Genomic DNA, 21212 nt, shown 5'->3' on the forward strand with positions numbered 1-21212 from the left:
GGGTGCTTCCTCGAAGTCGGCCGCTGCGGGCGTGCTTGCCATTCTTCCCAAGCTTTTGGAACCCGAGAAAAGCAAGGTGCCCAGCTTCTTTTTCCCCGTGTTTTGGGGGACGACGGACGACCAGGCGGTGACCGAGAGCATGAAGTCGGTGACCCAAAAGCTGGTGGGTGGCTATTACTTCGCCGACAACCTGTTGACCTGGGTGCGCAATCTGTCCATGTTCGATGACGGCCCGTTTGTGCAGGCCTGGAAGGATAACGTCGAGAGCGACTCCGACAAAGCCATTGTGTGGCGGCGCTACGTGCTGGCCTGCGCGGCCTACCACTGCGTGCAGCTGGATGGGGATTTCGTCGAGTGCGGCGCTTACACCGGGGTGGGTGTCAAAACGGTGGTCGACTACCTCGGCGGCCCGGCATTCCCGAAAACCTTCTGGTGCTACGACCTTTTTGAGCACGACAGCAGCATGGCCAACCACGCCATGCCTGAGCACGGCGAAGGCCTGTATGCGCGGGTCTGCGAGAAATTCATGCCCTATCCCCAGGTCCAGGTCATGAGAGGGAAAATCCCTGAAGTGTTCGCCAGCGGCTGCCCTGAGCGCATCGCCTACCTGCACATCGACCTGAACCAGGCACCCGCCGAGATTGCGGCCCTGGAACACCTGTTCGACCGCATGGTCCCGGGCGGCATTTTGATTCTCGACGACTACGAATGGGCCGGCGGCTACCGCGGGCAGAAGATCGCCGAGGATGCTTGGTTCGATGAGCGGCAGTACCGCGTGATGCCGCTACCCACGGGGCAGGGGCTGATCATCAAGCGTTAGCCGGTGCACACCCGGCCGGGATCGCCGTTTCCGAAGCCTGCTAGAACCTTCCCGCCGTCTTGCGCTTGGCCGTCAACCCGCTGCGAAGGCCCTGCTCGCCGAGGTAAGAAGGCCCGATGGCGTCCAGCGACGCCGGGTGTATACCCAGCGCCTGCAGGCCGGGCAGCTTGCCCGTGGCCACGTTGTCGCTGGCCATGGCGTCGAGGTTGTCGCGGCTGAGCATGGGTTCGCCGGGGGCCAGTTCCATGAGGCCGGCCTGCAGACGGGCCAGCGGCGCGGGTAGTGCGATCACCGGCCGGCCCTTGCCGCCGTTGACGCCGGCGTAGCGGCCCGCCAGTTTCACGAGCTGCCTGAGCGTGAACACCTCGGGCCCGTAGACTTCATAAATCTGCCCCGCGGTGTCGGCATCCCGCAGGCAGTGCAGGATGGCGTCCGCCACGTCTTCCACCCAGACGGGCTGGAAGCGCGCATCGGCGGCGGCCAGCGGAATCACCGGGAACAGCTGCTGCAGCCGCGCGAAGGTGTTGAGGAATTTGTCTTCGGCGCCGAAGATCACACTGGGCCGCAGCACGGTCACGTCCAGGCCGGTGCTCAGCATCACGGCCTCGCCGCGCGCCTTGCTGCGCTGGTACATGGACGGCGAGCCGGGCGAAGCGCCCAGCGCGCTGATGTGGACGATGCGCCTGAGGCCGCTGGCCTCGCAGGCGCGCGCCAGCTCCAGCGGCAGCTGCACATGCGCCTTGTCGAAGGCGGCCTGCGAGCCGTGCAGGATGGCGACCAGGTTGACAACGGCATCGTGGCCGGCCAGCAGCGGCGCCAGCGAGCTGCTGTCGTGGGCGTCGGCCTCGACCACGTCGACCAGCGGCAGCATCTGCAGGTGGCGCGCGTTGGCCAGCCGGCGCGTGACCACGGTGACACGGCATTGCAGCCGCGCCAGCTTTTCGCACACATGGCGTCCGACAAAGCCGGTGCCGCCCAGAAGAAGGATTTTGTTCATAGGCCCCTAATTTAGCGCTTTTGCCCTGCCTTGCGCTGAAATCCGGTCTTGGCCTACACGCCGCGGACGTCCGGCTTCCCATACTTCGCGGATGAATATCTTTGAAGCACTGCGAATCAGCCACGACACCCAGCGTGCCCTGGCCGACCACCTGGTGAAGACGCAAGGCGACAGCCCGGACCGGGACTCCCTGTTCAAGGAGCTCAAGCGCGAACTGGCGGCGCATGCGGCGGCTGAGGAGCGTTTTTTTTATGTCCCGCTGATCGCGCACGACATGACCCAGGAGCCTTCACGGCACGGTATCGCGGAACACCACCAGATGGACAAGCTGGTGGAAACGCTGGCGAACACCGACTTCAGCTCACCGGCCTGGCTGGCCACGGCCAGGGAGCTGCACCACAAGATCCACCATCACCTCGAGGATGAAGAGCAGGGCATCTTCCAGCTTGCGGGCAAGGTGCTCAGCGAGGCCGAGAAGCTGTCGCTGGCCAAGGGTTACGAAGGCGAATTTGTCTCGCAGCGCACCAAGGACTGAAGCGATACGGCAGGCATGCCGCGTGCCTTGCGGCATCACTCTGGCCGCTTTCAGGGATGGATTTTTTCGCCACGCTGCAGCATGGCGAAAAACAGCGCGAGCCGGCGTTCGCGTGTCTCGGCTTTTTTGGCGGTCTGCAGCCTGAACAGGATGGCGAAGCGGTTGCGCGAATCCAGGGATTCAAAAAAAGCCTTGGCCTTGGGCTTTTTTGCCAGCAGGGCCGCCAGGTCCTCGGGCACGGTGATCCTGCTCTGCGCGTCATAGGCCGCGTCCCAGCGGCCGTCGGCCTTGGCGCGCTCGACCTCGGCCAGGCCCGCGGGCTGCATGCGGCCCGAGGCGATCAGTGCCATGGCCTTGTCGCAATTGATCTTGGACCAGGTGCTGCGCGCGCGGCGGGGCGTGAATTTTTGCAGGAAGAACTGGGCGTCCATGGCGTTGCGCTGGCCGTCTATCCAGCCCTGGCACAGCGCGGCTTCCAGCGCCTCAGCATGCGTGGTGGACGCGATGCCTGAATCCTTTTTGGCGATCTGCAGCCAGATGCCGGCGCTGCTGGCATGGTGCCTGGCCAGCCAGGTTTCCCAGCTTTTGGTGGTTTTGCAGTGGAGGGTGGCGAGGGTGTCGGGTGAGGCGGGCATGCGGCATTGTGCGTGACGCGTCCGCACGGCGGCAAGCCCAGGGCCCATGAAAAAACCGCCCGAAGGCGGTTTTGCGCGAGGCCGTGAAGGCCGGTCACGGCGCTCAGTGCGTGATGTAGTCCGACACCACTTTCCAGCGCCCATCCTGCAGTTGGGACAGGCGCGACTGGTTGTTGCCCAGGCGTTTTTGCGGGCCGAACTTGCCTTCGGCGCTGCCGAAGATGTCGGCCGGGATCACCATGGTGTCCATGGCCTTGATGAAGCTGTCGGTGCTCAGGTTGGCGCCGGCTTTTTGCGAGGCGCGGATAAAGCTGTCGACCACCGTGTAGCCGTAGACCGAGAACACCGTGGGATCTTCATTGAAGGCGGTCTTGTATTTGTTGGCCCAGAAGCGTATCGGCTGCGAGGCCTCATCGAGATAGGGGTTTTGCACCGTCATGGTCGCGTAAAGCCCGTCCATGGCCTTGCCGCCCAGCTTGTGGATCAGGTCGGTGTAGGCGGCGCTGGAGCCCAGGAAGACCGGGTTGTAGCCCAGTTTGCGCGCCGTGCCTATGCCGCCTATGGTTTCGCGGATGATGGTGCCCAGCACCACGAGGTCGCATTCGGAGGCCTTGAGTTTGGCGACCTGCGACGAAAAATCGGTGGCGCCGCGCTTGAAGGAGGTTTTCTCGACCATGGTCATGCCAATGGTTTTGAGGCCATCGTCGGCGCCGCGCTGCACTTCCAGGCCGAACTCGTCGTCCTGGTACATGGAGCAGACCTTCTTGGCGTTCTTTTCCTTGACCAGCTTGGGCACGGCGGCCTTCATCTGGTCGTAGTAGGTGGCGGCGAACGAATACTTGAGCTTGTGGAAGGGCTCGTACATCTCGCGGGCGGCCGTCACCGGGAAGAAATTAATGACGTTTTTCTCGAACTGCACCGGCATGGCCGCCAGGTTCTGCGCCGTGCCCAGGTGGCCCACCATGGCGAAAATCTTGTCCTGGTTCACGAGCTTTTGCGCCGCCAGCACCGCCTTCTTGGGGTCGTAGCCCGAGTCTTCGACGATGAGCTTGATCTTGCGGCCGTTGATGCCGCCCTGCTCGTTGAGCTCGTCCACGCGCAAGGTCATGCCGTTGCGTATCTGCTTGCCGAAGCCCGCCAGCGGCCCCGACAGGTCCTGGATGGAGCCCAGCGTGATTTCGGTTTTGCTCACGCCCTGGCTTTGCGCCAGCGCCGGTGACGCGGACAGGGCGGCAGCGCAGGCCAGCGCGGAAAGGGCGGCGATTGACTTCAGTTTCATGCTTGTCTCCTTAAAGGTTTTTTATCCACTCGGTGCTCAATACATGGCCTCGATGTGCGGGGCGTATTTTTGTTCTACGAGCTTGCGCTTGAGCTTCATGGTCGGCGTGAGTTCTTCGTCCTCCGCCGTGAGCTGTGTATCGAGCAGGAAAAATTTCTTGATCTGCTCGACCCGCGCAAACTTCTTGTTGACCCGGTCGATCTCCGACTGGATCAATTCTTGCACTTCGACCGCCCGCGTCAAGCTGGCGTAATTACTGAAGGGTATGTCCGCATCCTGGGCGAATTTCTCGACGTTTTCCTGGTCGATCATGATGATGCAGGTAAGGTAGGGCCGCTTGTCGCCTATGACCACTGCATCGGTGACGTAGGGCGAGAACTTGAGTTCGTTCTCCAGCTCGCTGGGCGTCACGTTCTTGCCGCCGGCGGTGATGATGATGTCCTTCATGCGGTCGGTGATCCTGAAATAGCCGTCCTCGTCCACCACGCCCACGTCGCCGGTATGCAGCCAGCCCTCCGCATCCAGGGTTTCGGCGGTTTTTCCGGGCTGGTTCAGGTAGCCCATGAAGACATTGGCGCCGCGCACCAGGATCTCGCCGGTGGCAGGGTCCAGGCGCATCTCGTTGTAGCCGGCCGCCGGGCCTATGGAGCCGGGCTTCATGCGGCTGGCCGGCACGCCGCTGGCCGCGCCGCAGGTTTCCGTCATGCCCCAGACCTCCAGCATGGGCACGCCCAGCGCCATGTACCACTTGACCAGGTCGGGTGAAATCGGCGCCGCGCCCGTCACGCAAAAGCGCGCGCGGTGTATGCCGATCAGCTTGCGCGTGTTGTTGAGCGCCAGCCAGCGCGCCAGCGTGAACTGCAGCTTGAGCCCGGCGCTGACAGTCTTGCCCGCCAGCACGGTGTCAGTGATGCGCATGCCCACGCCTATGCTCCAGGCGTAAGCGGCCTGCTGCAGCCAGCTGGCTTCCTTGAGCGCGATCATCACGCCGGAGTAAAACTTCTCCCACACCCGGGGGACGGCGGTGAACACCGTGGGCGCGATCTCGCGCACGTTCTCGGGAATGGTCTCGGGGTTCTCGACGAAGTTGAGTTTGGCGCCCGCATACAGCGAAAAATACTCGCCGCCCATGCGTTCGGCGATGTGGCACAGCGGCAGAAAGCACATGCGCTCGTCGTCCTCGTCCTGCGCCACCAGCGTGTTGTAGCCTCGCGCGGTGAACACCAGGCCGCGCTGGCTGTGCATCGCGCCCTTGGGCTTGCCGGTGGTGCCCGAGGTGTAGACCAGGATGGCGAGATCCTCGGGCTGGCACTCGGCGGCGCGTTCTTCCACCGCGTCGGGGTGTGCGGCCAGGTGGGCGCGGCCCAGCGCGCGCAGCGCGTCCAGGCTCATCACGCCCGGGTCGTTCAGCTCGCGCAGGCCTTCCATGTCGAACACGATCACCTGGCGCAGCAGCGGCAGTTGCGGCCGCACTTCCAGCGCCTTGTCAAGCTGTTCGTCGTCTTCGACAAACAGCAGCGTGCTGCGCGAGTCCTCGCAGAGGTAATGCACCTGGGAAGCCGCGTCGGTCGGGTAGATGCCGCTGCAGACGCCGCCGCAGCTGAGCACGGCGAGGTCGGCCAGCACCCATTCGATGACGGTGTTGGAAAGGATGGAGGCGCACTCGCCGCGTGCGAAGCCCAGGCTCAGCAGGCCGGCCGCGATCTCGCGCACCGCGTCGCCGGTTTGTGTCCAGGTCCAGCTGCGCCAGATGCCCAGCTTTTTCTGCCGCATCCAGGTCTTGGCGCCGCGCTGCTCCACCGCATTCCAGAAAATCGCGGGAATCGTCTCGCCCGGCATGACGATGTCATATTCGGGCTGGATATGGCTGAGGTCCCAAAGATTGCTCATACAGTCACCGCCAGGTTTTCTTTTTCTTCCAGCGACGTTCGCCTCGTACGCCGTCTTCCTTCATGCCCAGGTAGAACTCCTTGATGTCGTCCTTCTCGCGCAGGCGGGCGCAGGTGTCTTCCATCACGATGCGGCCGTTTTCGAGCACATAGCCGTAGTCGGAGGCGTTGAGCGCCATGTTGGCGTTCTGCTCGACCAGCAGGATGGTGGTACCGCGCTCGCGGTTGATGCGCACCACGATCTCGAAGATCTCCTTGGTGAGCTTGGGCGACAGGCCCAGGCTGGGCTCGTCGAGCAGGATCAAATCGGGCGATGCCATCAGCGCGCGCGAGATCGCCAGCATCTGCTGCTGGCCGCCCGAGAGCAGGCCGGCGTCCTGCAGCGCGCGCTCCCTGAGGATGGGGAAGTAGCCGTAGACCGCCTCCATGTCCAGCGCCACGCCGTCGCGGTCCTTGCGGGTGTAGGCGCCCATCAGCAGGTTGTCCCGCACGCTGAGCAGCGGGAACACCTCACGGCCCTCGGGCACATGGCTCAGGCCCTGCTGCACGATGAAAGCCGGGTCCTGCGCCGTGATGTCCTGGCCTTTGAAGTCGATGGAGCCCTTGCGCGGGTCCAAAATGCCCGAAATGGTTTTGAGGATGGTGGACTTGCCCGCGCCGTTGGAGCCCAGCACGGTAGCGATTTCGCTGCGCCGCACCTGCAGGCTCACGCCGCGTATGGCCTTGATCGGGCCGTAGGCGCTCTCGACGTTGAGCAGCTTGAGGACCGGCTGGTCGCTGACGGGCGGCGGAACCGCGCTCATGCTGTTCTCCTGAGGGAAGACACTTCATCGACCGAGCCCAGGTAGGCCTCGATAACGCCGGGGTCGGTCTGCACCTCGCGCGGCGTGCCCACGGCCAGCACCTCGCCCTGGTTCATGGCCAGCACACGGTCGGAGACGCGCGAGACCAGCGACATGTCGTGCTCGACCATCAGCACCGTGATGCCCAGCTCGTGCTGGATGTCCTGTATCCAGAAGGCCATGTCGCCGGTTTCCTCCACGTTGAGGCCTGATGAGGGCTCGTCGAGCAGCAGCAGGCGCGGTTCGGTGCACAGCGCGCGCGCCAGTTCCACCACCTTGCGCACGCCGTAAGGCAGGCCCGCCACCATGGCATCGCGGTGGTGCTGCAGGTCCAGGAAGTCGATCACCTGCTCGGCTTTTTCGCGCGCCTGCAGTTCGGCTTCGCGCGCCTTGGCGGTGAAAAAGAGGTCATGCAGCAGGCTGGTCTGGCGATGCGTGTGCCGGCCTATCAGCAGGTTGTGCAGCACGGTCGCGTGCTCGAACAGCTCGATGTTCTGGAAGGTGCGGGCGATGCCCAGCGCGGCGATCTTGTGCGGCGGCTGGCCCGTGAGCTTTTCGCCGCGGTATTCGATCTCGCCGCTGGTCGGCGTGTAAATGCGGCTGATCAGGTTGAACACCGTGGTCTTACCCGCGCCGTTGGGGCCTATCAGCGTGAAGACCTCGCCCTCTTTCACGTCAAAGCTCACCTGGTTGACGGCCAGCACGCCGCCAAAGCGCACGCTGAGGTTTTGGGCGGAGAGGAGTGTCGTGCTCATTTCAGGCGATCCGATTTCTGGAAGGATTTCTGCCGCTTGAATAGGCCCTTGCGGTAGAAAGGAAACAGCTGGAAGTAGGTGCGCACCTTGAGCCAGCGGCCGTAAAGCCCCAGCGGCTCGAACAGCACAAAGGCGATCAGCACGATGCCGTAGACGGCCGCCTGCAGGCCCGGCGCCTGGCCTATGGCCGCGGGCAGGTGGTCCTTGCTGAGGGCGATCACCTGCGGCATGGAGATCAGGAAGATGGCGCCCAGGAAGGCGCCGTGCACCGAGCCCACGCCACCTATGACGATCATCAGCAGCAGGTCTATGGACTGCAGGATGTTGAACTGGTCGGGCGAGATGAACTGCAGCTTGTGCGCATACAGCGCGCCGGCAATGCCGGCCAGCGCCGCCGACAGCGCGAAGGACAGGGTCTTGTAGCGCGCCAGGTGTATGCCCATGCTCTGCGCCGAGATTTCGGAATCGCGTATCGCCACAAAGGCCCGGCCCGTGGGCGAGCGCAGCAGGTTGAGGATGGCCAGCGTGGCGGCCACGGTGATCAGGAGGCAGAGGAAATAAAAGGACTCGCCGCTGGCGAGCTTCCAGCCGAACATGTCGGGCACCTTGATGTGGATGCCGGCATTGCCGCCGGTCACGCTTTCCCAGCGCGCAAACACCTCTTCGACGATAAAACCGAAGGACAGCGTGGCCATGCCCAGGTAGATGCCTTTGACGCGCAGCGCCGGCAGCCCCACCACCAGGCCCACGGCGGCTGAGAGACCTGCGGCGCAGGCCAGCGCGATGGGAAAGGGCAGTCCTGCGTTCGTCAGCACGGCCTGGGTATAAGCACCCACGCCCAGGAAGGCCGCGTGGCCCAGTGAGAACAGGCCGGTAAAACCCGCCAGCAGCATCAGGCCCAGGCCGGCGATGGCGTAAATCATCACAAAGGTTAGCTGCGCGAGCCAGTACTCGGCAACCAGCCAGGGTGCGGCCAGCAGCGCCAGCATGAGCGCGCCATACCAGAACACATGGCCCGGGTGTTTGGCAAGCTTGATGTCCTGCGCATAGTCGGTTTTAAAAATGAAGCGCACTAGAAAGCTCCCCCCCGAAGCGCCTTCGGCGCTACCCCCTCAGGGGGCGCCACCTGCGGCCCGGCAAAGCCGGTTCCGCGGCGGCCTCGCTGTAAGAGGTGGGATGCATCGGCCTGTTCGTTCTTCATACTTTTTTTCTCAGCTTTTCGCCGAACAGGCCGCTGGGCTTGACCATCAGCATGATGAGCACCACCACATAGGCGGCGACGTCCTTGAAGCCGTCCGGCAGGTAAAAGCCAGAGAGCGATTCGACCAGGCCTATGACCAGGCCGCCGACGATGGCGCCCGGCAGGCTGCCGAAGCCGCCGACCACCGCGGCCGGGAAGGCCTTGAGCCCGATAAAACCCATGTTGGCGTGCACAAAGGTGATGGGCGCCAGCAGCAGGCCGGCAATCGCCGCCACGGCGGAAGCCAGGCCCCAGACCAGGCCGTTGAGCCGCTTGACCGGAATGCCCATGTAGTAGGCGGCCAGCTGGTTTTGCGAAGAGGCCTGCATGGCGATGCCCAGCTTGCTGTACTTGAAGAGCGCGAACAGCGCCAGGCACAGCACCGCCGTGCTGGCGATGATGGCCACCTGCTCGACGTTGATGACCAGCGCGCCGGCGTTCCAGATCTGGTCCTTGTAGGGCACGGGCAGCACATAGGTTTCGGTGCCTATGCCGGGAATCATGGTGATCAGGCCGCGCGCCGTGTAGCCCACGCCTATGGTCAGCATGACGATGGAAAAAGCCGGCTGGCCGAGGATGGGGCGTATCACGAGGCGCTCCAGCAGCATGCCGAACAACGCCATGCCGGCGATCGCGCTGAGCACCGCGAGCCAGAAGGGAAAACCCAGCAGGCTCATGCAGGCCAGGCCGGCGAAGGCGCCCAGCATCATCAGCTCGCCCTGCGCAAAACTGACCGTCTCGGTGGCTTTGTAGATCAGTACAAAACCCAGCGCGATCAGCCCGTAGATACAGCCTTGGGCGATTCCGCTGATGAGCAGCTGCAGGAATTGCAAGTCGCGGTCTCCCCTGTTATGAGACTTGGTTATAGCTGTCGCCAAAAGCTCTGTCGCTAGGGGTTGTTCCGAATACGTGTCGCATGGGTGATCAAGCGTAATGAAGGCATGCCAGCAAATGTTCGGATAGGCGCGGGCCTGGGTTTCTACGGCGACGCGTGGGAACCCGTGGCCGCGAGCATAGAGCGCGGCGGCGTGCATTACATCGCGAGCGACCATCTCGCGGAACTGACGCTGGCCATCCTGCAGAAGGACCGGCAGCGCGACGCGGCGCTGGGCTATGCGCGCGACGTGGTCCCCATGTTGATGAGGTTGTGGCCCTTGATGCAGGCGCGCGGCGTCAAATTCATCTGCAATGCCGGCGGGCTGAACCCGGCCGGTGCGGCGGCGGCTCTGCGCGCGGCGTTTGCGGCCAAGGGCTGGAAGGCGCGCATCGCGGTGGTCACCGGCGATGAAGTCCTGCCGCGGCTGGCGGCGCTGGCGCCGCCGCATATGTTCAACGCTCAGCCCTATGAGTTGGTACGCGAGCGCATGGTGTTTGCCAACGCCTACCTGGGCGCGCGGCCCATCGTCTCGGCGCTGCAGCAAGGCGCCGACATTGTGGTTACCGGCCGCGTGGCCGACGCGGCATTGTTTCTCGCGCCGCTGGTGCATGAATTCGACTGGAAGCTTGAGGGCGCCGCCACGCAGCCCGAGCTGGACCGGCTGGCCCAAGGGCTGGCGGTCGGGCATTTGCTCGAATGCTCGGGCCAGGGCAGCGGCGGCAACTTCGGCAGCCAGGGCGCATGGAAGGCGATTCCCGACCTGGCGCACATAGGCTACCCGATCGCCGAGGTCGGCGAGGACGGCTCGGCGCTGATCACCAAGGCCCCGGGCACGGGCGGGCGCGTCAACTTCGACACCGTGCGCCAGCAGCTGCTTTATGAGGTGCACGACCCGACACGCTATATGTCGCCCGACGTGGTACTGGATATGTCGGAGCTGAAGCTGGAGGACCTGGGTGAGGACAGGGTGCGCATGACGGGCGCGCGCGGCCATTCGCGGCCGGCGCAGCTCAAGCTGGTAGGCGGCTTTCGCGAGGGCTACAAGGCCGAGGTGACCTGGGGTTTCAGCTGGCCCGATGCCTGGGACAAGGCGCAGGCGGCGGTCGCCATGGTGAAGGCCCAGCTGGCCGACAGGCGCATGGCGCATGACGAACTCTTCGTCGAATATCCGGGGCTCAACTCCGCCCACGGCCCGCTGGCGCCGCTGCCCGCGCCCGAGGCGCTGGCCGAGCTCAACGAGGTCTGGGTGCGCCTGGTGGTGCGTACGCAGGACAAAGCGGTGGCCGACGGCTTCGGCCGGTTGTTTCCATGGATGGCGTTGAGCGGGCCGGCCTATACCTGCGGCTTTCACGGCCTGAACAACAGCAGCGAGCTGCTGGGCATCTGGCCCGCGCTGGTCGGCCGCGAGGTGGTCGAGGCGGCGGTGCGTGTGGAGCTTGTGTCCCCATGAAAGTGCAACTGGCAAAACTTGCGCATGCGCGTAGCGGCGACAAGGCAGACTGGGTGGACTTTGGACTCTTTGCCTGGAACGAGGCGGGCTACCGCCTGATCGCGCGCGAAGTCACGGCCGAACGCGTGCAGGCGCATTTCGCGCCCTGGCTGCCCGGCACGGTGCAGTGCTGGGCCCTGCCCAACATCCTGGCGCTCAAACTCGTGCTTCAGGGCGCGTTGCAGGGCGGCGGGGCGCGCAACCTGCGCATGGACAACCTCGGCAAGGCCATGGCGGCGGCCTTGCTGCGCATGGAGATCGAGGTCAGTGCCGCCGAATTCGCCGAAGCCTGCGCCGCGCCGCGCGTGGGCTGGTGGCCGGAGGCGCCATGAGCATTCACATATCAAGGGAAGGGCCGGTCACCGTGGTCACGCTGGACCGGCCCGAGGTGCGCAACGCGGTGGATGCCGAAACGGCGCGCGCGCTGCACGAGGCCTTCGTCGCTTTTGACGAGGATGAGGAAGCGCGCGTGGCGGTGTTCCACGGCGCTCACGGCCATTTCTGCGCGGGCTGGGACCTGCAGGCCGGCGCGCGCCTGGCCGGGCAAGCCGGCGGCGACCAGGCGCTGGGGCAGCTCGACTTTTCGCCCGGCGACAACAAGCCGCCGGCGCCCATGGGCCCGTCGCGCCTGCTGCTGTCCAAGCCGGTGATTGCCGCCGTCAGCGGTGCGGCCGTGGCCGGCGGCATGGAGCTGGCGCTGTGGTGCGACATGCGCGTGATGGAGGAGGACGCCTATTTCGGCGTCTACTGCCGCCGCTTCGGCGTGCCGCTGATAGACGGCGGCACGGTGCGCCTGCCGCGGCTTATCGGCATGGGCCATGCGATGGATTTGATCCTGACCGGGCGCAAGGTGGAGGCGGCCGAGGCTTTGCAAATGGGGTTGGCCAACCGCGTCGTGCCCACGGGCGGCGCGCGCGACGCCGCGGTTGCATTGGCGCGGCAGCTCAGCGGCTTTCCGCAGGCCACGATGCGGGCCGACCGCCTGAGCGCCTACCGGCAATGGGACCTGCCCCTGGAGGAGGCTTTGCACCAGGAGTGGGAGCGCGGCAAGCAGCGCCTGCCGGATGCTCTTGCCGGCGCCGCCCGTTTTGCCGCCGGGCAGGGGCGGCATGGGGAATTCGAATAAGCCTCAGTCCTTGGCGATTTTTCGCGGCTTCCCGAAATCATCAATCGCCACATAGGTCAGACTGGCCTCGGTGACCTTGATGTAGCGGCCCTGGGCCCGGAAGCGCTCGGCATAGACCTCGACCTGCACCGTGATGGAGGTGGTGCCTATGCGGGTGAGGCTGGAGAAGAACGACAGGATGTCGCCCACACGCACCGGCTGCTTGAAGATGAACTGGTTGACCGCCACCGTGGCCAGCCGGCCGTCGACATGGCGGGCCGGCACGACGGAGCCGGCCAGGTCGACCTGGGCCATGACCCAGCCGCCGAAGATGTCGCCGTTGGCGTTGCAGTCGGCCGGCATGGGAATGACCTTGAGCACCAGCTCCTTGTCGGTGGGCAGTTGGACGTTCAGGGCGTCCTCGGCGTGAATGTCCGTATGGGTGCTTGATTCGGTAGACATAGGCACAATCTGAAAAAGTTATTACAACAACCCTCACGATTGTCCCTCATGCGCTCCCGAGCCTCCGCCGCCGATTCTTCCCTTGCCGTGCCCGCCACGCCCGTGCCGGGCGCCGGCAAGGCGCCGGCACCCCAGCGCTCCGACCTGGACACCCTCAAACGCCTTTTCCCCTACCTGTGGGACTACAAATGGCGCGTGCTGGCGGCGCTGAGCTTCATGGTGGGCGCCAAGCTGGCCAATGTGGGTGTGCCGCTGCTGCTGAAAAACCTGGTCGATGCCATGAACTTCAAGCCCGGCGACGCGCAGGCCGTGCTGGTGGTGCCGGTGGCGCTTTTGCTGGCCTACGGCCTGCTGCGCCTGTCGACCACGTTGTTCACCGAATTGCGCGAGCTGGTGTTCGCCAAGGCCACCGAGGGCGCGGCGCGGCGGATCTCGCTGGAGGTGTTCCGCCACCTGCACGCGCTCAGCTTGCGCTTTCACCTGGAGCGGCAAACCGGCGGCATGACGCGCGACATCGAGCGCGGCACGCGCGGCGTGCACTCGCTGATTTCGTACTCGCTCTACAGCATCATCCCGACGCTGATTGAAGTGACGCTGGTGCTGAGCCTGCTGGCCGTCAAGTTCGACGTGTGGTTCGCCGCCATCACCGGCATTGCGTTGGTGTTCTATATCTTCTTCACCGTCACGGTGACCGAATGGCGCACGCAGTTCCGCAAGACCATGAACGAGCTCGATTCTTCGGCCCACAGCCGGGCCATAGATTCGCTGCTCAATTACGAAACCGTCAAGTACTTCAACAACGAGGAGTTCGAGGCCGCCCGCTACGACGAAAACCTGCTGCGCTACCGGCGCGCTGCCATCAAGAGCCAGAACACCCTGAGCCTGCTCAACGCCGGGCAGCAGCTGATCATCGCCATCGGGCTGGTCGCCATGCTGTGGCGCGCCACGCAAGGCGTGGTCGACGGCCGCATGACGCTGGGCGACCTGGTCATGGTCAATGCCTTCATGATCCAGCTTTACATTCCGCTGGGCTTCCTGGGCGTGATCTACCGCGAGATCAAGCAAAGCCTGACCGATCTCGACAAAATGTTTGTGCTGATGGAAAAAGAGCGCGAAATCGCCGACCTGCCGAACGCCCGGCCCATTGCCATCGAGGGTTCGCCGGCGGTGCGCTTTGAGAACGTGAACTTCGCCTACGACCCGGCGCGCCCCATCCTGCACAACGTGAGCTTTGAGATCCCGCCGGGCAAGACCGTGGCGGTGGTGGGCTCCTCGGGCGCCGGCAAGTCCACGCTGGCGCGGCTGCTTTACCGTTTTTACGACGTGCAGCAGGGCCGCATCACCATCGCCGGCCAGGACATCAAACAGGTCACGCAATCCAGCGTGCGCCAGGCCATAGGCATAGTCCCGCAGGACACGGTGCTGTTCAACGACACCATCGAATACAACATCGCCTACGGCAAGCCGGGCGCCACCCACGAAGAGGTCGAGGAAGCCGCGCGTTCGGCGCGCATCCACGGCTTCATCGCCTCCACGCCGCTGGGCTACCGGACCATGGTGGGCGAGCGCGGGCTCAAGCTTTCGGGCGGCGAAAAGCAGCGTGTGGCGATTGCCCGCACCCTGCTGAAAAACCCTCCGGTGGTGATTTTTGACGAGGCCACCTCGGCGCTGGACTCGGCCAACGAGCGCGCCATTCAGACCGAGCTGCGCGCCGCCGCGCAGAACAAGACCACGCTGGTGATCGCGCACCGGCTTTCCACCGTGGTCGACGCGCATGAAATCCTGGTAATGGACGGCGGGCGCATCGTCGAGCGCGGCACGCACGCGCAGCTGCTGGAAACCGAAGGCGCTTATGCGCGCATGTGGGCGCTGCAGCAGAGCTCTGCCGAGGCCTGAGCGGCCCGCCGCGAGCGGGTTTGTATTTCCGGGGACATTTCGCGCCGGGTATTTGCGGAGAATGCCGTTCCATCGCCCGGCCATGGGATTCCCCGTAGGCCTAAATGCCTCACAGGCTCGCATAATCGGAGGACCCGGCGGCCGATGTGACCGCTTGGTTTGCTTTTTGGAGCCCGCATGAGCCTTCACGCCAGTGACTTTGAACGCCCGCGCCCCGTTTTGCCGGCGCACGCCATGACGACCCGTCCGGGCGTGTCCAACCGCGGTCGCTAGGTCTATGGAAACCAAATGGCTGGAAGATTTCGTCAGTCTGGCTGAAACCCGCAGTTTCAGCCGCTCTGCCCAACTGCGCCACGTCACCCAGCCGGCGTTTTCGCGGCGTATCCAGGCGCTGGAGGCCTGGGCCGGCACCGACCTGGTGGACCGAAGCTCTTATCCCACGCGCCTGACGCCGGCCGGCGAAACCCTGTACAGCCAGTCGCTGGAAATGCTGCAGGGCCTGCAGTCCACCCGCGCCATGCTGCGCGGCCACACTTCGGCCGGGCAGGACGTCATCGAGTTCGCCGTGCCGCACACGCTGGCTTTCACCTTTTTTCCGGCCTGGGTCAGCAGCCTGCGCGAGAAATTCGGCCCCATCAAGAGCCGGCTGATCGCGCTCAATGTGCACGATGCGGTGCTGCGCCTGGTCGAGGGCAGCTGCGACCTGCTGATTGCCTACCACCACGATTCCCAGCCCTTCCAACTGGACCCGGACCGCTACGAGATGGTGTCGCTGGGCCAGGAAGTGCTGGCGCCCTTTGTGCGGGCGACCGCCTCGGGCGACCCTGAGTACAGCCTGCCGGGGCGCGCCGGCCAGCCCCTGCCTTACCTCGGTTATGCGCCCGGCGCCTACCTGGGCCGCATGGTGGACATGCTGCTCAAGCAGTCCAGCACAGCCATCCACCTGGACCGCGTCTATGAGACCGATATGGCCGAGGGCCTCAAGGCCATGGCCCTGGAAGGCCACGGCATCGCGTTTTTGCCGCTCAGCGCCGTCAAAAAGGAGCTGCGGGCCAAAAAACTCGTGAGCGCCGGCGGCAACCTCGAAATGACCATGGATGTGCGCGTTTACCGCGAGCGGCCGACCTCCCGGGAATCCGCCAAAAGCCATGCCCAGGCCTTGTGGAGCTACCTGCAGGCGCAAACCAGCAACCGGGAAAAAGCCGCGTCGCGTGGGGGGGCTGGCCCGGCCGCGCGCTAGGGTATTAGATACATACACTAGTAGTAACCCTAGGTGGTTATAAGAAAAATGCATGGAAGATCGTTGAAACAGCATTGGTGTTTTGAGACCCGCAAATTTACAGTTCGTGACGTTCAAAATTTGATGGTTGCCCGTGCCCCCAGACTCTTCCTTCACCCCGCTTGCCGAGCCCGCTCCCACGCCTGCGGCGGCCACGCGCACCGAGCACGACTTCCTCGGTGAAAAGCAGATTCCCGTAAGCGCCTATTGGGGCGTGCACACGGCGCGCGCGGTTGAAAACTTCCCGATCTCCGGCACCCGCATTTCGGCCATGCCCGACCTGATACGCGCGCTGGGCTTTGTCAAAAAGGCCGCGGCGCGCACCAACCAGCAGCTGGGCACGCTGGACGCCAGGCGGGCCGCCGCCATCATGAGCGCCTGTGAAAAGCTCATTGCCGGCCAGTACCACGACCAGTTCGTGGTCGACGTGATCCAGGGCGGCGCCGGCACTTCCACCAACATGAACGCCAACGAGGTCATCGCCAACCTCGCGCTCGAAAAGCTGGGCGTGGAAAAAGGCCGCTACGACGTGCTGCACCCCAACGACCACGTCAACGCCTCGCAAAGCACCAACGACGTCTACCCCACGGCGGTGCGCATCGCCCTGTGGTTTGCCATCGAGCGTCTGCTGGCTTCCATGGCCATTCTGCGCGGCGGCTTCGAGGCCAAGGCGCATGAGTTCCGGGACGTTCTCAAAATCGGCCGCACCCAGTTGCAGGATGCCGTGCCCATGACGCTGGGCCAGGAATTTCTCACCTATGCGGTCATGATTGGCGAGGACGAGGCCCGCCTGCGCGAAGCGCGCGCGCTGATCCAGGAAATCAACCTGGGCGCCACGGCCATAGGCACCGGCATCAATGCGCCGGCCGGCTACGCCGACATCGTCTGCCGCCATCTCGCCGAGGAATGCGGCGTGCCGGTCGAAAAAGCCGCCAACCTGATCGAGGCCACACAGGACACCGGTGCCTTCGTGCAGCTTTCCGGCGTGCTCAAGCGCGTGGCCACCAAGCTCAGCAAAATCTGCAACGACCTGCGCCTGCTCTCCAGCGGCCCGCAGGCCGGTTTTGGCGACATCCGGCTGCCGCCGCGCCAGGCGGGCTCGTCCATCATGCCCGGCAAGGTCAACCCGGTGATCCCCGAGGTCATGAACCAGGTTGCCTTTGAAGTGATAGGCAACGACATGACCGTGACCATGGCCTCCGAGGCCGGCCAGCTACAGCTCAACGCCTTCGAGCCCATCATGGGATGGAGCCTTTTCAAGAGCATCGAACACCTGAGCCAGGCCTGCCTGACGCTGCAGACCCACTGCGTGGCCGGCATAGAGGCCAACCGCGAATTGCTGGCCAAACGCGTGCGCGAATCGGTCACCCTGGTCACGGCGCTCAACCCCATCATCGGCTACGAAAAGGCCGCGCTCATTGCCAAAACGGCCATCGCCACAGGCGCGCCGATTGCCGAGATCGCGGAGTCGCTGGGCATCATGACGCAGGCCGAGGTCGAGGCCTTGCTGGTGCCCGACAAGCTCACGCAGCCCCTTCCGCTGGTCGCCTGAGCGCTGGCACAAAGACTGCTTGTATCTGCCGTATAGTTCCGGACTTCTCATGCGCGCACCACTTTGGAAAAACCCGGCAATCGCCGCTTTGCGCGGGTTTGCCGCCAGACACCGCCCGCGCGGTCCGCTTTCCCCCGTGTGAGAGGCCGGGTAAACCTAGGCCAGTCCCGGGTACCATCTCTCTAGAATAGTTCGCTAACCGTTTCATTCATTACAGGAGATTCCATGAAACTCAAGCTTGTCGCTCTGTCCGTCGCCTTGCTCGCCACCGGCGCCGCATTTGCCGACACCCTTTCCAAAGTCAAGGCTTCCGGCGTTGTCACCATGGGCGTTCGCGATTCTTCGGGCGCGCTGTCCTATACCCTGGGTGACGGCAAATACACCGGCTACCACGTTGAGATCTGCCAGCGCATCCTGGCCAACCTCGAGAAGGCCGCCGAACGCAAGCTGGAAGTCAAATACCAGCCCGTGACCTCGCAGAACCGCATCCCCCTCGTGCAGAACGGCACGGTCGACATCGAGTGCGGCTCCACCACCAACAACGCGACCCGCCAGAAAGACGTGGCTTTCGTCGTGACCACCTTCGTCGAGGAAGTCCGCATCGCCGTGAAGGCCAATTCCGGCATCACCTCAGTGGCCCAACTGAGCGGCAAGACCGTGGCGACCACCACCGGCACCACCTCCGTGCAGACGCTGCGCAAGAACAAGCGCGCCACCGGCGTCGAGTTCAAGGAAATCTTCGGCAAGGACCACTCCGACAGCTTCCTGCTGCTCGAGTCGGGCCGCGCCGATGCCTTCGTGATGGACGGCTCCATCCTGGCCGGCAACATCGCCACCGCCAAGAAGCCTTCGGACTTCAAGATCGTCGGTGAAGTGCTGAGCGTCGAGCCCATCGCCATCATGATCCGCAAGGAAGACCCGCTGCTCAAGCGCCTGGCCGACGACACCGTCAAGGGCATGATCAAGTCGGGCGAAATGAACAAGCTGTGGACCAAGTGGTTCCTGTCGCCGATTCCTCCGAAGAACACCAAGGTCGGCCTGGCCCTGAGCGCCAGCACCAAGGCGGCTTGGGACAACCCGAACGACAAGCCCATGGAAGAATACGCACAGAAGTAATTCTGGCCAGGTAAATTGAACAACCCCGCCGGTCGCCTTGCACTGGCGGGGTTTCCCGTTTACCGTCGCAGGGAAAACAACACAACAACCATTTGCTGGAGCCGTGATGACTTGGGATTGGCAGGTATTTTTGAATGATGACGGTAGCGGTCGAACCTACCTGCAGTGGATGTTTGATGCCTGGGGCTGGACGCTGTCCGTCGCCGGCGCATCCTGGGTGATCGCCATGCTGTTTGGCGCGATCATAGGCACGCTGCGCACCTTGCCGAACAGCCCCTGGCTTGTGCGTTTCGCCAATGCCTGGGTCGAGCTGTTTCGCAACGTTCCCCTGCTGGTCCAGATTTTCATCTGGTATTTCGTGGTTCCCAAGGTTTTCCCCGCCATGAAGGAACTGCCCAGCTTCATCCTGGTGGTGTTCGCCCTGGGCTTTTTCACTTCGGCGCGTATTGCCGAGCAGGTCAGGGCGGGCGTGCAGGCGCTGCCGCGCGGCCAGCGTTATGCCGGCATGGCCATGGGTTTCACGACCCTTCAGACCTACCGCTACGTGATCCTGCCCATGGCTTTTCGCATCATCATCCCGCCGCTCACCAGCGAGTCGATGAACCTCTTGAAGAATTCCTCCGTCGCTTTCGCGGTGTCCATCGCGGAGCTCACCATGTTCGCCATGCAGGCGCAGGAAGAAACCTCGCGCGGCATTGAAATCTACCTGGCGGTGACGGCGCTGTACGCCGTCTCGGCCTTCGCGGTCAACCGGGTCATGGCCTTTGTCGAGAAGCGGGTGCAAATCCCGGGCTTCGTCGTCGCCGGCTCAACGGGCGGAGGTCACTGACATGCTTGGACTCGACATGAGCTTCCTGAACTGGGACATGATCTCCCAGTTCGTTGTCAAGGGCTTTATCTTCAGCATTGAATTGACCGTGATCGCCACCATAGGCGGCATCATCTTCGGTACCGTGCTGGCCCTGATGCGCCTTTCCGGCAAAAAATTTCTGACCATCCCCGCGACTTTTTACGTTAACGGCATGCGCTCGATTCCGCTGGTCATGGTGATCCTGTGGTTCTTCCTGCTGGTACCGGCGTCGTTTTACAGCCTGATTCCCGGCGGCAGCAACTACCGCGCTGAGATCTCGGCCATCATCACCTTCGTCGCTTTCGAGGCCGCTTATTTCAGTGAAATCATGCGCGCGGGCATACAGTCCATCTCGCGCGGCCAGGTCAACGCTGGTCGCGCCCTGGGCATGACTTACGCGCAGAACATGAAGCTGATCATCCTGCCGCAGGCTTTCCGCAACATGGTGCCCATCCTGCTGACGCAGACCATCATCCTGTTCCAGGACACCTCGCTGGTTTACGCGATCGGTGCTTACGACCTGCTCAAGGGTTTCAGCACCGCCGGCAAGATTTACGGCCGTCCTGAAGAGGCCTACCTGCTGGCCGCCGTGATTTATTTCGTGATCTGCTTCGGGCTGTCCTATATGGTCAAGCGCCTGAACAGCAGAATCGCCATCATTCGCTGAGACCGCGTTTCGTCAAGACACGCAAATCTCAAAGAGCACACCGGAGAAGAACATGATTGAGTTGAAAGAAGTTTCCAAATGGTACGGCGACGTGCAGGTTCTCAACAGCTGCACCACCAGCATCAAAAAGGGTGAAGTGGTTGTGGTTTGCGGGCCTTCGGGTTCGGGCAAGTCGACCCTGATCAAGACCATCAACGCGCTGGAACCCTTCCAGAAAGGCCAGATCTTCGTCGATGGCAAGGCCGTGCACGATCCCAAGACCGACCTGCCCAAGCTGCGCAGCCGCGTCGGCATGGTGTTCCAGAATTTCGAGCTGTTCCCGCACCTGAGCGTCACCGAAAACCTGACGCTGGCGCAGGTCAAGGTGCTGGGCCGCAAGGTCGACGAGGCCAAAAAACACGGCCTCAAGTACCTGGACCGCGTGGGCCTGATGGCGCACAAGGACAAATTCCCCGGCCAGCTCTCGGGCGGCCAGCAGCAGCGCGTGGCGATCGCCCGCGCGCTCAGCATGGACCCCATCGCCATGCTGTTTGACGAACCCACTTCCGCGCTGGACCCCGAAATGGTCGGCGAGGTGCTGGACTGCATGATGGGCCTGGCCGTCGAAGGCATGACCATGATGGTGGTGACCCACGAAATGGGTTTTGCCCGCAAGGTCGGCAGCCGCGTGATCTTCATGGACGTGGGCGGTAAGATCCTGGAAGACTGCTCCAAGGACGAGTTCTTCAACCATCCCGAAAACCGCAAGGCGCGCACCAAGGACTTCCTCAACAAGATCCTGTCCCACTGAAAAAGCATTGGGCGCGCTGAAAGATCACCGCAACTGCCAAAAAAGAAGAAAAAACCAAAAAAGCCCCGCATGCGGGGCTTTTTTCATGGCGAGCCTTGCCGGCTTTTGCGGCCCCGGGGCGGTGCGACAATTCAGTC

At 63.7% G+C, this 21212-nt stretch carries 21 protein-coding genes; 12 read left to right on the top strand and 9 right to left on the bottom strand.

Annotation, left to right across the window (positions count from 1 at the left end):
- Positions 1-76: 76 nt before the first annotated feature.
- Positions 77-820 (top strand): class I SAM-dependent methyltransferase, encoded by a 744-nt coding sequence (locus BLQ85_RS09195; protein ID WP_254806388.1) that lies wholly within the window; start codon positions 77-79, stop codon positions 818-820.
- A 40-nt stretch (positions 821-860) separates the two neighbouring features.
- On the opposite strand, the gene BLQ85_RS09200 is transcribed toward BLQ85_RS09195, so the two are convergent.
- Positions 861-1817 carry a complex I NDUFA9 subunit family protein gene (locus BLQ85_RS09200; protein WP_074576113.1) on the bottom strand — a complete coding sequence of 319 codons (957 nt, stop codon included), beginning with the start codon at positions 1815-1817 and terminating at the stop codon, positions 861-863.
- A gap of 91 nt (positions 1818-1908) precedes the next feature.
- Here BLQ85_RS09200 and BLQ85_RS09205 point away from each other — a divergent pair, with 91 nt between their 5' ends.
- Positions 1909-2352: a hemerythrin domain-containing protein gene (locus BLQ85_RS09205; protein ID WP_074576115.1), complete on the top strand. Its 444-nt coding sequence runs from the start codon at positions 1909-1911 to the stop codon at positions 2350-2352.
- A 50-nt stretch (positions 2353-2402) separates the two neighbouring features.
- On the opposite strand, the gene BLQ85_RS09210 is transcribed toward BLQ85_RS09205, so the two are convergent.
- From BLQ85_RS09210 to BLQ85_RS09240, 7 genes are all read right to left on the bottom strand, one after another.
- Positions 2403-2987 carry a YdeI/OmpD-associated family protein gene (locus tag BLQ85_RS09210; RefSeq protein WP_074576117.1) on the bottom strand — a complete coding sequence of 195 codons (585 nt, stop codon included), beginning with the start codon at positions 2985-2987 and terminating at the stop codon, positions 2403-2405.
- A gap of 103 nt (positions 2988-3090) precedes the next feature.
- Complete coding sequence (locus BLQ85_RS09215) at positions 3091-4266, bottom strand: ABC transporter substrate-binding protein (protein ID WP_074576119.1); 1176 nt, start codon at positions 4264-4266, stop codon at positions 3091-3093.
- Positions 4267-4302: 36 nt separating this feature from the next.
- Positions 4303-6156, bottom strand: coding sequence for an AMP-dependent synthetase/ligase (locus BLQ85_RS09220; RefSeq protein ID WP_074576122.1), 1854 nt, complete (start codon positions 6154-6156; stop codon positions 4303-4305).
- Between the two features lie 4 nt (positions 6157-6160).
- Positions 6161-6958, bottom strand: a complete 798-nt coding sequence (locus BLQ85_RS09225; RefSeq protein ID WP_074576124.1) for an ABC transporter ATP-binding protein — start codon at positions 6956-6958, stop codon at positions 6161-6163.
- Positions 6955-7752 carry an ABC transporter ATP-binding protein gene (locus BLQ85_RS09230; RefSeq protein WP_074576126.1) on the bottom strand — a complete coding sequence of 266 codons (798 nt, stop codon included), beginning with the start codon at positions 7750-7752 and terminating at the stop codon, positions 6955-6957. Before BLQ85_RS09230 ends, BLQ85_RS09225 begins: the two co-directional genes overlap by 4 nt.
- Positions 7749-8825, bottom strand: coding sequence for a branched-chain amino acid ABC transporter permease (locus BLQ85_RS09235; protein ID WP_074576128.1), 1077 nt, complete (start codon positions 8823-8825; stop codon positions 7749-7751). The genes BLQ85_RS09230 and BLQ85_RS09235 overlap by 4 nt, the downstream gene beginning before the upstream one ends.
- Positions 8826-8949: 124 nt before the next feature.
- The gene (locus BLQ85_RS09240) at positions 8950-9825 is read right to left on the bottom strand and encodes a branched-chain amino acid ABC transporter permease (RefSeq protein WP_074576130.1); all 876 of its coding nucleotides are present in this window, start codon (positions 9823-9825) and stop codon (positions 8950-8952) included.
- Positions 9826-9933: 108 nt separating this feature from the next.
- On the opposite strand from BLQ85_RS09240, the gene BLQ85_RS09245 reads away from it, so the two are divergent.
- From BLQ85_RS09245 to BLQ85_RS09255, 3 genes are read left to right on the top strand one after another with little or no spacing between them, the layout of a single operon-like run.
- Positions 9934-11319, top strand: coding sequence for an acyclic terpene utilization AtuA family protein (locus BLQ85_RS09245; protein WP_074576792.1), 1386 nt, complete (start codon positions 9934-9936; stop codon positions 11317-11319).
- A complete protein-coding gene (locus BLQ85_RS09250) occupies positions 11316-11690 on the top strand; it encodes an AtuA-related protein (RefSeq protein WP_074576131.1) in 375 nt (124 codons plus the stop codon). The genes BLQ85_RS09245 and BLQ85_RS09250 overlap by 4 nt, the downstream gene beginning before the upstream one ends.
- Positions 11687-12484: a crotonase/enoyl-CoA hydratase family protein gene (locus BLQ85_RS09255; protein ID WP_074576790.1), complete on the top strand. Its 798-nt coding sequence runs from the start codon at positions 11687-11689 to the stop codon at positions 12482-12484. Before BLQ85_RS09250 ends, BLQ85_RS09255 begins: the two co-directional genes overlap by 4 nt.
- 3 nt (positions 12485-12487) lie before the next feature.
- Here BLQ85_RS09255 and BLQ85_RS09260 read toward each other — a convergent pair whose 3' ends face one another.
- Positions 12488-12925: an acyl-CoA thioesterase gene (locus BLQ85_RS09260; RefSeq protein WP_007864700.1), complete on the bottom strand. Its 438-nt coding sequence runs from the start codon at positions 12923-12925 to the stop codon at positions 12488-12490.
- Between the two features lie 48 nt (positions 12926-12973).
- Here BLQ85_RS09260 and BLQ85_RS09265 point away from each other — a divergent pair, with 48 nt between their 5' ends.
- The 7 genes from BLQ85_RS09265 (at position 12974) to BLQ85_RS09295 (ending at position 21075) form a co-directional block, all read left to right on the top strand.
- Positions 12974-14821, top strand: a complete 1848-nt coding sequence (locus tag BLQ85_RS09265; RefSeq protein ID WP_074576133.1) for an ABCB family ABC transporter ATP-binding protein/permease — start codon at positions 12974-12976, stop codon at positions 14819-14821.
- 277 nt (positions 14822-15098) lie between these two features.
- Positions 15099-16061, top strand: coding sequence for a LysR substrate-binding domain-containing protein (locus BLQ85_RS09270; protein ID WP_074576135.1), 963 nt, complete (start codon positions 15099-15101; stop codon positions 16059-16061).
- Positions 16062-16194: 133 nt separating this feature from the next.
- Positions 16195-17652 (top strand): aspartate ammonia-lyase, encoded by a 1458-nt coding sequence (locus BLQ85_RS09275; RefSeq protein WP_074576795.1) that lies wholly within the window; start codon positions 16195-16197, stop codon positions 17650-17652.
- Positions 17653-17877: 225 nt separating this feature from the next.
- Positions 17878-18768 carry a transporter substrate-binding domain-containing protein gene (locus tag BLQ85_RS09280; protein WP_074576137.1) on the top strand — a complete coding sequence of 297 codons (891 nt, stop codon included), beginning with the start codon at positions 17878-17880 and terminating at the stop codon, positions 18766-18768.
- Positions 18769-18874: 106 nt separating this feature from the next.
- Positions 18875-19597 (top strand): amino acid ABC transporter permease, encoded by a 723-nt coding sequence (locus BLQ85_RS09285; RefSeq protein ID WP_074576139.1) that lies wholly within the window; start codon positions 18875-18877, stop codon positions 19595-19597.
- Between the two features lies 1 nt (position 19598).
- Positions 19599-20285 carry an amino acid ABC transporter permease gene (locus BLQ85_RS09290; RefSeq protein ID WP_007864719.1) on the top strand — a complete coding sequence of 229 codons (687 nt, stop codon included), beginning with the start codon at positions 19599-19601 and terminating at the stop codon, positions 20283-20285.
- Between the two features lie 52 nt (positions 20286-20337).
- The gene (locus BLQ85_RS09295) at positions 20338-21075 is read left to right on the top strand and encodes an amino acid ABC transporter ATP-binding protein (protein ID WP_074576141.1); all 738 of its coding nucleotides are present in this window, start codon (positions 20338-20340) and stop codon (positions 21073-21075) included.
- Positions 21076-21212: the final 137 nt, after the last annotated feature.

Source organism: Polaromonas sp. JS666 (genome assembly GCF_900103405.1).
In the GTDB taxonomy this organism is placed as follows: Bacteria; Pseudomonadota; Gammaproteobacteria; order Burkholderiales; family Burkholderiaceae_C; genus Polaromonas.

Excerpts from the sequence above, each read along its gene's own strand:
- BLQ85_RS09200 (WP_074576113.1), bottom strand. The coding sequence starts at position 1,817 with ATGAACAAAATCCTTCTTCTGGGCGGCACCGGCTTTGTCGGACGCCAT.
- BLQ85_RS09205 (WP_074576115.1), top strand. The coding sequence starts at position 1,909 with ATGAATATCTTTGAAGCACTGCGAATCAGCCACGACACCCAGCGTGCC.
- BLQ85_RS09210 (WP_074576117.1), bottom strand. The coding sequence starts at position 2,987 with ATGCCCGCCTCACCCGACACCCTCGCCACCCTCCACTGCAAAACCACC.
- BLQ85_RS09215 (WP_074576119.1), bottom strand. The coding sequence starts at position 4,266 with ATGAAACTGAAGTCAATCGCCGCCCTTTCCGCGCTGGCCTGCGCTGCC.
- BLQ85_RS09220 (WP_074576122.1), bottom strand. The coding sequence starts at position 6,156 with ATGAGCAATCTTTGGGACCTCAGCCATATCCAGCCCGAATATGACATC.
- BLQ85_RS09225 (WP_074576124.1), bottom strand. The coding sequence starts at position 6,958 with ATGAGCGCGGTTCCGCCGCCCGTCAGCGACCAGCCGGTCCTCAAGCTG.
- BLQ85_RS09230 (WP_074576126.1), bottom strand. The coding sequence starts at position 7,752 with ATGAGCACGACACTCCTCTCCGCCCAAAACCTCAGCGTGCGCTTTGGC.
- BLQ85_RS09245 (WP_074576792.1), top strand. The coding sequence starts at position 9,934 with ATGCCAGCAAATGTTCGGATAGGCGCGGGCCTGGGTTTCTACGGCGAC.
- BLQ85_RS09250 (WP_074576131.1), top strand. The coding sequence starts at position 11,316 with ATGAAAGTGCAACTGGCAAAACTTGCGCATGCGCGTAGCGGCGACAAG.
- BLQ85_RS09255 (WP_074576790.1), top strand. The coding sequence starts at position 11,687 with ATGAGCATTCACATATCAAGGGAAGGGCCGGTCACCGTGGTCACGCTG.
- BLQ85_RS09260 (WP_007864700.1), bottom strand. The coding sequence starts at position 12,925 with ATGTCTACCGAATCAAGCACCCATACGGACATTCACGCCGAGGACGCC.
- BLQ85_RS09265 (WP_074576133.1), top strand. The coding sequence starts at position 12,974 with ATGCGCTCCCGAGCCTCCGCCGCCGATTCTTCCCTTGCCGTGCCCGCC.
- BLQ85_RS09270 (WP_074576135.1), top strand. The coding sequence starts at position 15,099 with ATGGAAACCAAATGGCTGGAAGATTTCGTCAGTCTGGCTGAAACCCGC.
- BLQ85_RS09280 (WP_074576137.1), top strand. The coding sequence starts at position 17,878 with ATGAAACTCAAGCTTGTCGCTCTGTCCGTCGCCTTGCTCGCCACCGGC.
- BLQ85_RS09285 (WP_074576139.1), top strand. The coding sequence starts at position 18,875 with ATGACTTGGGATTGGCAGGTATTTTTGAATGATGACGGTAGCGGTCGA.
- BLQ85_RS09290 (WP_007864719.1), top strand. The coding sequence starts at position 19,599 with ATGCTTGGACTCGACATGAGCTTCCTGAACTGGGACATGATCTCCCAG.
- BLQ85_RS09295 (WP_074576141.1), top strand. The coding sequence starts at position 20,338 with ATGATTGAGTTGAAAGAAGTTTCCAAATGGTACGGCGACGTGCAGGTT.